General features: G+C 55.0%; 3 protein-coding genes. 2 read left to right on the top strand and 1 reads right to left on the bottom strand.

The window, feature by feature from the left end:
- Nucleotides 1–270: 270 nt before the first annotated feature.
- Nucleotides 271–2,343: a glycoside hydrolase family 32 protein gene (locus tag Q31a_RS12295; protein ID WP_145077965.1), complete on the bottom strand. Its 2,073-nt coding sequence runs from the start codon at nucleotides 2,341–2,343 to the stop codon at nucleotides 271–273.
- 302 nt (nucleotides 2,344–2,645) lie between these two features.
- On the opposite strand from Q31a_RS12295, the gene Q31a_RS12290 reads away from it, so the two are divergent.
- Together Q31a_RS12290 and Q31a_RS12285 are read left to right on the top strand one after the other, a co-directional pair.
- Nucleotides 2,646–6,581 carry a hypothetical protein gene (locus tag Q31a_RS12290; RefSeq protein ID WP_145077963.1) on the top strand — a complete coding sequence of 1,312 codons (3,936 nt, stop codon included), beginning with the start codon at nucleotides 2,646–2,648 and terminating at the stop codon, nucleotides 6,579–6,581.
- Nucleotides 6,574–14,439 carry a hypothetical protein gene (locus Q31a_RS12285; protein WP_145077961.1) on the top strand — a complete coding sequence of 2,622 codons (7,866 nt, stop codon included), beginning with the start codon at nucleotides 6,574–6,576 and terminating at the stop codon, nucleotides 14,437–14,439. Before Q31a_RS12290 ends, Q31a_RS12285 begins: the two co-directional genes overlap by 8 nt.
- The last annotated feature ends 12 nt before the right edge of the window (nucleotides 14,440–14,451 follow it).

Raw genomic sequence — 14,451 nt, 5'->3', positions numbered from 1 at the left:
AACTTCGGCACATGGTCTGTTTAAAAGAGGTCCGCAGCTTAGCCGGTGTCGCCCCATCTGTCGATTGCAAGTGCCCCCACCTTTAGCAAGGCTGCAGGTTGATTGGACCAGATTTTGTAGCAGTGTGTGTCGTCCCAGACGAGGTGACAAGCGGCCTGCATTATCGGCTCGCTTGGCATCCGTGCCTCGCCCACAAACCGGCATTCAATCCACGACGATTGTTCGACGGTCTAGCCCTGGTTCGCAGCCGTCTCGAAAGAGCTTCCGCAGCTAATCCCGGTCCATCCAAATCGATTTCAGCGGCCAGAGCTGCATCTTGGAGATTTTAGCCGTTGGCCCCCCTCCAAAGACTTCGAGGACCGCTTGCTGACTCGTCGGAAATACGCGATCGCTGATCACTGCTTCGCCGTCGTTGATAAAGACTTCGATCGTTGAGCGATCCACAACAACTCGGAGCGTCACGGTTCCGTCCTGCAGACGCGTTGGGGCAGCGTGACGGCCTGCGAAACCTGGATGGAAGTCGACATTTCCCGAGTGGGTGCGATCCACATAGACAACTCCAGGCTCTCGATCGTAACCAACCTCAATAAATTCCCCTTCGCCAGTCCGAATTCGCACTCCGCATGAACGCGACTCCCCCGGCTCCAGCGTCATTTCCAAATCAAAGCTCAGCTCCGCGATCTGCCCTTGAGTTGTCACCGACTGAGGAGGCCAACCAATAGCGGAGGTATCGATCTGCTCTCCCCCTTGACGCAATGCCTCCAGCTCGCGTACAGGCCGTTGCACCAGCACGACCGCAGATTGAGACGCATCCGCGGCAGTTGGTATCCGCCGCAAACTCAGTTCGCGAGGAATCGACATGCAACTTCGCCAAGGGAAGGTGGGGACTAAGCAAGTTTCCCAGTTGTTGAACCATCCAATCCAAATACGTCTCCCGTCCTCTTCTGGTAGATCCGACCAACTGACTGGTGCATAAAAATCGCGTCCATGGTCGACCCACTGTGAGTCTTGGATCGGGGAAAAGCGAACTCCATCATACTTACCAACAAAATATTCGCCGCCGCTCCCACCAGCGATCGCGCCACTCCCCATATCCGCCTCCAACACCCAAAGCGTCTCCTCGCTACCATTTTCAACGGGCAATTCGAACAGGTCAGGGCACTCCCAATTGGACTTGCTAACCACCCCAGCGGGCCCAAAGCGACTGAGTTCATTCCACTGCAGTAGATCTGAGGAGCCGTAAAACACGAGGACTTTTTCATCGGCTAAGGAAACGACCATCTTCCACTCCTGCGAAGGAGCATGCCAGAAGACTTTGGGATCTCGGAAAGCGGAACTATTGATGTCGAGTACAGGATTGCCCGCATACTTGGTCCAAGTCCTGCCCCGATCGGTACTGTAGGCCAAATTCTGCACCTGCTTTCCATGTCCATGTCCGGTATACACCGCCACCATGGCCGGATCATCCTTGGTACCCAAACCTGCGGTGTTGTCGTGATCCACCACACAGCAACCACTGAAGATCATGACACCATCCTCTTCAGGAATCGCCAGTGGAAGGTGCTCCCAGTGCACTAAATCGGGGCTCACGGCGTGTCCCCAACTCATATGCCCCCACGTATTTCCCGCAGGGTTGTATTGGTAGAACAAATGGTATTCCCCTTGATGGAACACCAAGCCGTTCGGATCGTTCATCCAATGAATCTCGGGACTAAAATGCACCTGAGGCCGCAGGGGCTCCGCTAGATAGTCGGTCGATTTACGGTATTCGCTCAAACGGTATTCGAGATCAAAACGCGTGGGGCGTTTGTCGGATTGGATCAAATGATCCACATTGAGATGCCCCCAGCTACCCGTGCCTTGGTCGACAATCCGAATCTGCGCTTGCTTTCCCAACCACGGACTCACATCCCAGTTCTTCCACTCCAACTCCTCGCTGTCGTCACCCGCCATCTTCCTCACGACCGTTCCTTCGACCAACAATTCGACGGCGGTTTCCTCGATCCTCGCCCCCCCGCCAATCAGCATGCCAACATATTTCCGAGAGATTTCAAATTCGGGGCTCGTGGCGGAACCGATCGATGGGTCACCAGCACGGAAGGTATTGACCAGTCCCGTCCCCCGGAAACCGACGACCGCTTGCTGGTTGGGGTGTGTCCCCTTGGCGGGTTGAGGGCCGAAAGCATCCCCGGTAATCGTCCACTCACCGTAGCTTTCCGCCTCAAAATCTTCGATCAAAACGTCGTCTGCCGCCACTTCTCGAAGCGGTAGGAGCCAGAAAAGCAATCCGCAGACGGCCACCCCAAGGCTCAGCCGCCGGCTCAAAGCGTCCAAAGTTCGCATGCGTATCCTCTTTCAACAATATTGTCTGAGTTTCGTAATCGTCAGAATCAAGCAGCCGGGTCCCACGCGTCCACCGAACTACAGGGGACGGGACGCTTGGTATCGCAAACCCCAAAAAGGAGATATTCGGAAACTGGCTTCCTACATCGAGCGTCTATGATATTACGCAGTGTATGTTGGCTTGCCTGCCGAGCACAGCTTGGGGTGCCCGATTGCAATTTCTTTTGCAACCGCGGCATCGTCGGTATCGCGCACCGAATGTGCCAGACACTTGTTGATCGTCAGATCCAAAGGGTTGAAAAATGTCATCCACTTCACGGACCGACTCTGTCTCGGGTGTCGGCTTCCTCGCTGCCGCTGTGATCGCTGCCACAGTTTTCGCTGCCGTGGGCCGGCGATGCCCCAGGCGACGCATCGCCCGCTCGCCCCTTGGCAACGCTTCCGCCAGATGGGCGGGACACTTGCAGGACTTGCCGCCGCTGCTCTGCCGCGTCTTCCAGCTCAGAGTGCCACATCGCCTAGCAAGCTTGGCCATACCGACTGCAGCACTGCTTCTTCTTCTCGGCTCTGGAGCTCAGCGGGGAATCGCCCAACAGTCCCCAGACGCGCAATCCAACTCGGTTGAATTGGCAGTGCCCACCGAGCGGACGATCTACATCCCCTTCAGCAAGCTGCAAGATGTCTTTGAGAAGGAAGGCCGAGGCATCTTCCTTCCTTACGAGCAGTTTGAGGCGATGTGGAAAGCCGCTCAAAAGCAAGCACCTCAGGCAACCTCCAACACGTCGCCAGTCGATTCCATCATCTCTACAATCGCGAACAACGCAAGGGTCGAACAGGACGTCGTGCGCGTCGCGGCAACCCTGAATATCGAGCTACTCAAGCAGGGTTGGAACCGTATTCCCTTGAGACTGGCCAACGCCGCCATCCTGTCGGCGGAAATCGCCGGAAAGCCCGCCCGAATCATTGCTTCTGAAGAGTCCGGCTATGACTTGGTTGTCAACAACAGCTCCACGGGTCCACAACGAATCGAGCTCCGCCTCGTCTATGCCCGCGCTTTCGAGAAACAAGCTGGCAAAAACAGCGTCTGGTTTGATGCCCCACAATCCCCAGTCAATCGATGGCGTATTAGTATCGCTCAAGCAGGCATTCAATTTGGCGTAACTCCCATGCTCGCCTCTGTCGAAGACACGCAAGTCCAGCCACAGGAGCGTCCGCTGCATGCGGCTCCACGGTCCGCAAGTGACAGTGACAGTGACAGTGACAGTGACAGTGACAGTGACAGTGACAGTGACAGCGACAGTGACAGCGACAGCGACAGCGACAGCGAAGCTGCTGAAAACGGTCAAGAAGGAGAGCTTGATGATGAATCAGAGAACAGTGAATCAGAGAACAGTGAACTGACTGCAGACGGCTTGACCACCCGCGGGGACTTTCGCGAGGAATCTGTGCTGCTGGCCTTTGTTGGCCCGACGCCTCGAGTGACTATTGAATGGACTCCTAAAGCAGAAGGCGCCTTAGGACTGCCACCGCTCGTAGCCGTCCATGCAATTCAGCAATCCTACCTGAGTACCAGTGTCCTACGCACTCGCGCCACGCTGAAGTACGAGATTAGCCGAGCACCTATTTCGGAGCTATCCGTTGAAGTTCCGTTGAATCAGAAAGTGATGAGCCTCTACGCACCGAACCTTCGGCAATGGAATGTCGAGCCCCGGGAGGGCAAGCAGGTCATCACAATCCAACTCTTCGAACCAGCTGCTAACGAACAACAACTGACCCTGGAAATGGAGCACTATCTGCAACCTGCGGGTACGAGCGTTCAAGCTCCCCAACCTCAAGCGGCAGCTGGGATAATTCCATTTACGATACCACTGATTCGAGCTATCGACGCCGGTCGCCAACAGGGGGTGCTCGTCTTGCAAGTTGATCCCACCCTCCGAATTGAACCGAACGCACAAACGGGCCTACAACAGATCGATGCAGAAGATTTGCCAGATTCCCTCGGGCAGCAAGCTTGGCAGCTCGCCTATCGCTATGCCACTTTGCCCTTTGACCTCCAGTTGCAAGCGCAGCCGGTCGAGCCCCGCGTCACCGTTCACGAACTGGTGGAATACCGGATTGCTCCCAACCGCTTGTCGGCAGACGTAACAGCCCTGCTCGATATTGAGCAAGCAGGCCTGTTTCGGTTCGAATTTAGTCTCCCACCCGATTTTGAGATTCAAAATGTAGCCGGTGTCGAGTTACCGGGGGCTGTTCCGGCTCAGGTTGATTCCTTTCAACGATCTGAGGAAACCCCAGAACGCCTCATCGTCAGTCTATCGCGTAAAGCGATCGGACGGGTGGGCATCGCGTTTCGCTTGCAACGTTCAATCTCGGATCCCAACCTAGCCACACCAACGGGTGCGGCATCTAACTTCAATCTACGAGTTCCCCAATTCGTAAATGAGTTCGCTCCCCGCGCCTCGGGCAATTTGGTAATCACTTCCGATGAAAGCCTACGACTTACGCCGAGCCCAACGGGCTTGCGAAGTATTGGCCTGGAAGACGCATTCTTGGATATTCACGCCCGCTCCAGCTCAAGTTCCCTTAGCGGTCAGCCCAAACTAGCCTACCAATTTTCGGATTCGACTGCTGCAATCGATCTCTCCGTTGAGCGGCGTCAACCCTACGTTACAACACGTCAGAGGCTACTAGTTGAAGTTGAGGATGGAGTCGCCAAATTCGAGGCATTGTTCCTATCCACAATTCAGTACAGTGGCGTCGAAGGGTTACGTATCGATGTCCCCAGCGAGGTGAGTTCGAAAATTCGGAATGTGAGTAGCGAACTGCGCGATAGAACCATTTCTCCGCCACCTGAGGACATTGCCCCCGGCTACACCGCTTGGATGTTTTCCGGAGACACGGAATTGCGAGGCGATGTCGCAATCAAGCTTCAGTGGGAAGCCCAAATCGAAGATCTTAAGATCGGCCAGCGCGTGGAGCTGGAGGTCCCCCGCTTAGTCGCTCAAGGTTCCGATCGAGGCTGGGGGCAGATACTCATCACCAAGTCTGAAACGCTAGACGTAACGACCTACGGAGACCCCAGCGGTTTGCGAGCGATCGATCCTGACCAGGATTCCATGCCTGACGCGCAAGTTGCCAATGCTTCTCGGGCATTCGAGTTTCATGACGTCTGGTCGCTCCGTCTGGCTGCGGTGCGTTACAAGCTGGAGGAGGTGAAGCGCACCAGTATCGAGCGAGGGTTGGTCCGCGTGGTCGCTACACGTAGCGGCAGGCATAGTGTTCATGGTTTGTACCGCATCCGCAGCGCACGTCAACGCCTTGCCCTTCGCCTGCCCAAGGGTGTCGAATTTGACAGTCAGCCAGTCCGTATCGATGGAGCTCCCGTAAATTTAGAGCGGGCCGACGCGGACTTGCTAACCATTCCCCTGACCGGGCAAGATCCGAATCAGTCGTTTGTGCTAGACCTGCGTTACAACCTCGCAGGAAATCTGTCTCAAATCGCCCTACCAACTTTTCCCGAGGAACCAGCAATTCAGAAGGTCTACCTCGGCGTTTACCTTCCAGAGGAGTATTGTCTGCTGCGTACACTTGGGCCCTGGACGGATGAGTTCACATGGCGTTTCACGCGCCTGCAGGCCAAGCCTTGGCCCACAACGCCCGAAGAGGAATTGGTGCAATGGATTGGTAAGGGGTTAGCGATTCCGCCAGGGCCCGAGTTTCAGAGGGATGGCACCCTCTATCTATTCTCTGCCTTGAGTCCCGCCGAGTCCCCTGACGGAGATTTGCATTTAACCACAACACACCGCAATACTCTGAGTCTAACAATCCTAGGCCTGCTGCTGGCGATGGGCTTTCTTCTGCTGGGCACTCCACTCGGAGTCAAATTGGCGGTTGTCTTTACGCTACTCGCTGCTGCGGTGGCTGGCGGAATTTGTGCTCCCCCACTGGGACATCAGCTCCTGAGCCTTCCCACGATTGCTGGCCTGTCGATCGTGGGAGTCGCGTGGCTCACATGGCATGCAAGCCGCTTATTTAAACGCAGCTATTGGCACCCTATGACTCGGCTCTCCTCTGCCCTTTCCAAACATACGGAGAGCGAGAAAGCGGCGGTTACGACCGATTTGTCAAATTCAGCCGACGATCCTTCTCTCCCCTCGGACGTCGTTGCCGTGAAGGAAAATAGGAATCCAGCCCCCCTAGATGCTCCTAAGGAAGAAGAGGGAGGTACCAATGCTTGATCATCGTTACATCCCATTCGGCCAACACTCCCGCTTCCACTTGCGAAGCGTGTTAGTCGGTTGCTGCATTTGTTGGTTTTCGTCGGTCGCCGCGTTGGCTCAACCTCAGCTTGAATCGGAACCTGAACTCCCCACTCGCGAGTTGTACGTCCCCATTGAGCAACTCGAGGCGTTGTTGCAGGGAAGCCCAGAGCGAGTCTATCTTTCTCGAGAGGAATTCGATCAACTCATTGTCGACGCCCGAAAAATTGAGCAGCCGGAACTCCCTTTTCGGGCGTCGATTGTTGCCGCCAACTATAGGGCCCGGCTAATTGCGCAGAGTGCGGTCCTCCAGGGAAGTTTGACGATCGATGTACTCGCTGATGGGCTTCAAGCCATCCCGTTAGCGTTGCAGGGTGTCCGCATTCTACGCGCAAACCTCGATTCGTCTCCGGCCCAATTGCTCCAACAAGAAGCGGGGGTGATCTTAGTTTTTGTGGAAGGAGTAGGGCAACACACTCTAGAACTTGAAATGGTATCGGAGGTATCTAACGAAGATATACAACAGAAGCTAAGTCTCGCCCTACCCACGACTCCAACCAGTCAACTAGAACTCCAAGTCCCCGGCAATGTCGAAATCGAATCTGGAGTAGCGGTTTTGAACCGCGTCGTGAACGAAGCTTCCGGGACGACCTCCTTTGACGTGCTCTGTAGTGCAGATCCTATGCAGATCGTTTTCTCGCTGAACAACCGAGAGCTCCACGAGCACACTACGGTTGCGTTGCAAGCAGTATTGCTAGAGGAGATCACCGAGGACTACGAACATTTGCATGCAACGCTGGCCATGAAAGTTATCCACGGAGCCGCAGAGGAACTGCGATTCCATGTGGATGAGAGCCTGGAGGTCCATAGCGTTACCGGTGAGGAACTCAGCCGCTGGTCAATTGAACGCACCGAAGAGCGCTCCGTCCTGGTCCTTCAGCTCCAACACCCCATTACCACGCAAACTTCCTTTAATGTGCGTCTCGATCGCAAACGTCCGCAGCTTGGGAAATGGCACATGCCTGAATTTAGCCCCCAGGAGGTGTCTGACTTCCGGGCGGTCCTAGGGATCGTCGTCGAAGACAAGCTTCAAATAGCGAATATTTTACCTGAAGAACTGGTTCCCATTGATGTCGACATTCTGTCCGCCGCCTTGTCCACGACTCTTCTCGCGGAACAATCCTCAGTCTCAAAACGGACGGCTGTAGCTGCATTTTATACGGCGGGTAAGCCCTATGCCATTTCCGCGATGTTAAGTCCCCTAGCTCCCCGTTTGACCGTCGAATCTCAAACTTGTGTGGTCGTCAGCGACGAGATGCAAAAGTCCGAGGTCAGTTTTACACTGCATCGCGAGCACGAAGATCTATTCCATTTCGACATCGAAATGCCTACGAATTGGAGCGTTAACCAGGTAAGGTTTCCGGATGGAGAAAACTTGAAATACGACAATGTCTCCCAACAGGGAAAAACTAGGATTCGGGTTCAGTTCCCCAAAGGAATCGAACCAGGCAGCTCTGCAATGGTGCAGCTCATCGCGCATTATCATCCCGTTGGTTGGCTGGACAATTGGCAGACTCAGCCTCTAGTTCTACCCTTCTTTTCAGTCGTTGACGCGTATCACCAGCAAGGAATCGTCTCCCTTAAAATGCAAGACGACCTGCAGGCAGAACCTGTCAACATTCAGAATATGGCCGTCCTTGATAATTCGCAGCTAAAGACACTGCTCGTAGAAGAAAAAGAGACGAAACTAGCTTACCGTTTTTCCGAGAACACTTGGCATGGTGAGTTCGTGGTGCGGCGCACTGCCCCAAGATTAACCGCTCGCGTTCTCAACTTCGTTACCATCTCACCTCAATCCGCTGCCCTCCATTCTGAATTGCTAGTGCTGATTCACCAATCGAGTGTTCAGCAGATTCAATTCTCACTTCCGGAATCCACGCCGCCAGAAGTCGGCATCCAAGGGCTCGGGGGTACCGTCGTTAAGGAGACAACCAGTCGCATCGAAAATGGGAGGCGACGGTGGACGGTTGAATTGGGCAAACCCCATCGTGGGACGGTGCGTCTTGCGGTCGACCTCGCTCTGACAATTCGGGCAGAATCCGCAGAGTTGGAACTGCCTACCGCTCGCGTCGAGCATATCGATTACCAATCGGGCGGAGTGGCTGTCGAGGGACACCCGGAACTTGACTTGGAAATCCAGGAACATCCTCGGGCGGTTGATATTGGTGAATTTGTCGATGCAGAGTATCAAGTTGGCAAACGGCTGCTGGGCGCTTTTGGCTATCTTGCGGAAGCAGACAAGGTCGTCGTCAAAATCGCACGACGTCCGCACTTTGAGCTGCCGGCTACCATCGTTCAAAAGGCAGCTTTAGTCACGATTCTTTCTGCTCAAGGGCGGCTCCAAACAGCAGCACGCTACCGGATGAGCACTAAGGCAAGCTATCTCGATTTCCTACTTCCTCAGGATTCCATCCTCTGGTCTATCTCCTTAGATGGTGCCCCCGCACTGCCTCAACGCATCGGTGAGAGAGTAAGCGTGGCGATTCCAGTCCAGGATGCCGCCCGACTCCGTGATTTGCAAATCGTGTATCAATCCCCTTGCAGCGCCCTGAAATTTCGCTCACCGGTGAACTTCCTCACTCCCCAACTCCATGAACGATTTGGAGAGTCTCCTGAAACGCGTTTGGTTCCAGTCGCCGATCTTGCTTGGGAGTTGATACTACCGCATGGCTATCAATTGAGTCGCGTTGCGGGCCAATCCTTGCATGGCAATGCGAAGTCCCCCAGCTCGCTCATCCCTATGCTGTGGAAGTTTAGCGGTGGGCAGCAGATTGGCACGTTGGGAGGTCTACTTGAGATGGAACCGCTTGCGCACGTGCCTGCGCGTCCCATGGCGAAGCGGAGTCTAGACTCCGCCGCCACAGTACGGATGGCAGATGCTGGTATGACCACTCAGTCGCGGGCTGAAAAGGAGTCCCGCGAGGAGGTGCCACTCGAGTTTTCCGAAGAGCAATCTCAGGCTGTTGCGCCAAAATTGAAAATTGAGAAAGCTGACTCAACAGCATTGGTCGCAGACAAACAAGGCAATCCGAGTGGAGCCGCTGCAGCACAAGTGGAGAGTTTATCCCGCCCCGCCCAATGGGCACTTGAGGGCGTGCGCAGCCTTGCCATCGATTTGAACGCCTTCGGGAATGGTCAACATTACGAACTGACGAATCTTGGTTCTCATGACGCCACAAGTATTCTGGTAATCGATCGACGACGGTGGGTTTGGACCGGCTGGATCATTGGCATAATCGTGTGCCTGCTCGGTTTGTTGCCACGAAGCCTTGGGGCTCGAATGCGGTACCTAGTACTAGTCATCGGTCTTGCAATGCTGATTCCCATTGCTACGGGTTGGATCATCGAAGCGGAGGTGGCACAGTTCGCAATATTAGTCGCCGTCCTCGGGCTGGTCTGCCTGTTTGCAGTTCAGGCACTTACGATGGCCTGCCTAAGCCGATTTCAAGGGGCGACGCGCGCTGCGCAATCGCCGACGGTGCGCAACGGAACCGCGACCCTCATCCTCGCCTTCGCGTTGCTCGGAGCTGAGACCTCCTCCTGCCAAGGGCAAGCCTCTCCAGGCGGCGACGCCCCGGCGTTCGTGCCGCTGCCTTCTGAAGCGAGCTTCAGTTCCGATTCCAAGCAATTGGCGACGCTCCTCTCTCAACTTCCAATCGATACAAAACCGGTTGAGATTCCTAACGATGCGATCCTGGTTCCCTACGTATCTCAAGACGCGCTCGGTCCTACCGAGACCGAAAAGTTGTTGATCCCCTCTGCTCTATATAAGCGACTACTCGCGCGATCTGCCCGTGCGCAGCAGTCGACAGATGGCCTGCAAGCTGACCAGCAGTTCGCATGGGGAAATGCCAGTTACTCGGTGGTCTTAACCGAGAAAAAATCGCTCAAGACGATGGGCGTTCTGCATTTTGAGCAGTTCGTTGACGGCGAAATCTATGTTCCACTCAGGCTTGGCGGTGCCGTCATCGAAAGCGTGGAACTTGATGAAACCTCGGCCTCCCTGCGATGGGTTGCAGTCTCGCATTCATCAAATTCCGGCCCAACGTCGGCAGACGAAGAGCAAAATAGGGATGCAGCACTCTACTTGCTCAAGTCGACAGGAAAAGGCACAAAAACACTTCGACTTACTTTACGAATTCCCTCCAACAAGGTTGAGAGTTGGAATCAAATCGCTGCTTCATTACCGACCGCACCAGCTACCGAACTGCATATAACCGCGCCAGAGCCTCACACCGAAATTAGTTTTGAGCCCCCAACCGATCCGCTACACGCCCAAACAGCCCCAGGTGAAACGACCTTTGAATACGCCATTCCAGTGGACGGAAGGCTGGCATTTCGCTGGCGATCTAAGATGGATTCCATACGCGTCGAGCACGGCATCAATGTCCAATCCACCTCGATCTTCGATGTTTCGGAGGACAGGGTAAGGTTGGCTTGGGAGGCAGCATTGGAATTCCCCGGTAGCCGGCTCGAAGCGTTGACATTCGTAATTCCGGGCGAGTATCGAATCGAACAAGTGCTGGGACAAAACATACGCGACTGGAGTGTGCGAAACACGGACAGCCTCCAAACACTGGAGATCGCTCTACTCAAAGCGGCAGTCGAAAGCGAATCGGTAACCATTGTTGCGACCCGCCCTATTTTCCTGCAGAATGCAACCGCCACCACCGTCATGGTGAAGCCCCCTACCCTCCCCAACGCGACCTTACTGCAGGGGAGGATTCTCATTCGGAAGAGCTTCATCACCGAGCTGACAACCCTCAGGGCCGAAGGAGTCTCACGAATTGATTTTCCAGGGAGCGACGAAGAGATTACATCCTTGCCCGAAACGGGACCGCTCAGCGTCGAACCCTATCAAGCCTATGAATTTGAGCAGCCGAATATTCAACTGGAACTTTCCGTGGCGGAGATTTCTCCACGAATCGATGTCCACGCGCAGACCGTCTTGAAAATCTCCCAGCAGTCCAGTGACTTTGAAACGCGCTTGCTGGTCACGGTCAGCGACCGCCCCCTTCACCATTTGCAAATCCGCCTCCCTGCCGACGTTCAAATTTCAACACTCGAAACGCCAAGATCTGTGCGTTGGTCCATTGGACCAGAATCGGCTGAGGGTGCGTCAGCGCCGCAAATTTTGGAGGTCATCCTTGCCAACGGATTTCAAGAAACACTCCCCTTGGTCCTCCTCGGATCACTTCCCACAAACAGGACGAGTGACGGGACTCACCCCAGCCAGCTTTCCCTACCGAAGTTCGATGTGCTAGGTGCCAAGAGCCAATCGGGTGCAATCGTAGTCCAGACCGACCCGGCGTACAGCGTTCAATTGTCCGATGCATCCGAATGCATGATCGATGGACTGGGAAGTGTGGATGACTGGCTGGTGCCTGCACAGCGGGTGAATGCACGCGTGGTCGTGCAATGCCCGACCTCTGATTACTCAGGCACCTTGGATGTAGCGTTAAAGTCACCAATGGTGACGACATCCTGGGCCAGTAATGTCAGAGTATCAGACCGGGTGATTGAAGAGACTTTGTTGCTATTAGCCAACATTGAATCGGCCGGAATCAGAGAGTTTACCTTTCTTCTGCCGCCAGAACTCGCTTCTGCAAGCATTCGGGCACCACTGTTGCGTCGCCAGACCGTAACTCCAGTAGACGAAACGCCCAATTCACTCCTACGTGTTCATTTGGAGCTGCAGGATGCAATCCTGGGAGAACTCGCAATTGTCGTTGAACATGATCGACTTGCCTCGTCCGCCCCGCAGTCCGTAGCAGTTCCGGTCATAGAAACGGGCACTACAAATTTGGGATACGTGGCGATTGAAAACGCTAGCCAAGACGAGCTGATCACGCTCCAACAAACTGCGCTCCGACAGGTAGAGTCCATGGAACTGAGCCAGCATCGGCTCTTGGCAGAACTGGGAAGCAAGTCATCGTCGACTTACCGAGTTGAACAAAATGCGATCAACCCTCAGCTTAGCTACCAAATACAGGCACATGAAGCGGTCGAAACCGCAGCTGCCAGAATCGGTTTGGCGCAGACAGTTTTGATGCTCGACTCCCATGGCAACTATCGAGCCTCTCAGGAGTATCGCATCGAGAATCGGACCGAACCTTACTTAGAAGTCCAGTTGCCAGAGGGAGCGGAATTGTGGACCGTTAGTGTCGCTGGAGAGCCGGTCAAGCCAGCCATGCGGCGTTCCTCGTCAAATGCTGCGTTGTCTCAATCGATCGTTCGCATTCCGCTAATTCGAACCGCCGAAGGGGACTTAGACTATCCTGTCCTGCTCAAATACGGGGGCCAACTTCCTCCCCCAACTTGGTTCTCGACGACGACATTCCCACTCTTGAAAACGCTCAACATTTCCGTTGAACTTTCCCAGGTGCGGCTAAGTTTACCTGAGCAAAACTACTGGTTCAATTTCTCCGGCACGCTCGGGAGGGTTGAATCGGAAACGGAATTGCAAGCAGGCTGGCTTTCATTTCGCACAAAGCAGCTCTCCGAATTGAGTTCACTTCTGAGCTCACCGAGCGCGTTGTACTCCAAGGCACGGGCGTCCTACAATCTGCGAGTGTTGGAGTCATCTTTGCAGGATGCGAATCAGCAATTGCTGGCCGGAACGGTGCAAAACCTGGAACTCAGAAAGCAACTGGACGCCAATACGTTTGCGTTAGAAGAGGCCAAACAACAGGTTGCCGCTTTTGAAACCGCGACGCTAGACACCGACAGCTTGTTGGCGAACAGAGATCGCTTGAACGGCATCTACCGAGGTCAAAACAATGGGCGAGCCTTGAATACGTTGGAGAGCCAAGGTGGCAACTTCCCTCTGGTTGAGCAATTGGACTCCGCCAATGCCCCGGCAAAGCGCGGTCACATTACACCGGAAAGAAGTCTCTATTTCGACCATCATTGGCTTGCTGCAGAGGGACTTGCGAGTCAGCCACCAGACGCGAATCAGTCGGGGGCCGGTGCTCCCGCTGACCAGCCAGGGAACGCCACGAACACGAGGCAACTTGGCTCACAGCAAGCCCCCCTCGGACCACGGCAACTCGATATTCATTTGCAGGCCAACGCCACGGCCAATGCCAAAGCCACGCCCGCGGCCGCGGCCGAACGCCAGCACTCCAACCGAGAACTGCCCACGTTGGCTGACCAGAATGCAAACGACCAAACGCTCTCCGATGACTATCGACGGCAGGTGGAGCGCTACCATTCCCGCCTCCAAGCAAACGTTCCGAATAGCCAATCGGCAGCTTCAGCTTTGACGCGGGCATTGGAAACAGATAGCCGGGCCCCCACGAACGCCCCCCAAGCGTTTGGTGACACGTCTCTCCCGAATCCTCCGGCTGCTACCGGTTCAGCACCGTCAACGGACAACTTGAATTCACGAGGCAAAGCGCTCAGTGGCGAGTTAGCCGCCAACGCTGCCGTGGTTGGCCCCATTTGGGCCAGCCTCGATGTCGAGCTGCCCAATCGTGGTCAAACATTCCTGTTCACCACTCCGGGTGGTGAATTACATTTGACGGCGCAGAGCGTTCCCTGGGAAATTCTTGGGCGATTCCTAGCCGTAGTGTTGATTCTCATAACCGTCTGTATTGCACTCTATGCATGCAGTAGACTACTGCAGTTCACAGCCAAGCGAACTGGCCTTCGCCTCGTTACGGTTTCTCTCACGTTGGTGGGCCTAGGTAGCTTGCTGCTGGGCCTGCTGCCAGTCTACGGAGGGGCCTGCCTGCTGGTCGCAGCTTGGATTGGATTTCAGCCGCAACACCACTGATCGTTAGCCAAG

Origin of the sequence: Aureliella helgolandensis (assembly GCF_007752135.1) — a bacterium.
In the GTDB taxonomy this organism is placed as follows: Bacteria; Planctomycetota; Planctomycetia; order Pirellulales; family Pirellulaceae; genus Aureliella; species Aureliella helgolandensis.
The sequence above is the reverse complement of the archived record's forward strand: the minus strand, read 5'-3'. Positions and strand labels throughout refer to the sequence as shown.

Bases quoted from the DNA above. Each gene is read 5' to 3' on its own strand.
- Q31a_RS12295 (WP_145077965.1), bottom strand. From the start codon at position 2,343: ATGCGAACTTTGGACGCTTTGAGCCGGCGGCTGAGCCTTGGGGTGGCC.
- Q31a_RS12290 (WP_145077963.1), top strand. From the start codon at position 2,646: ATGTCATCCACTTCACGGACCGACTCTGTCTCGGGTGTCGGCTTCCTC.
- Q31a_RS12285 (WP_145077961.1), top strand. From the start codon at position 6,574: ATGCTTGATCATCGTTACATCCCATTCGGCCAACACTCCCGCTTCCAC.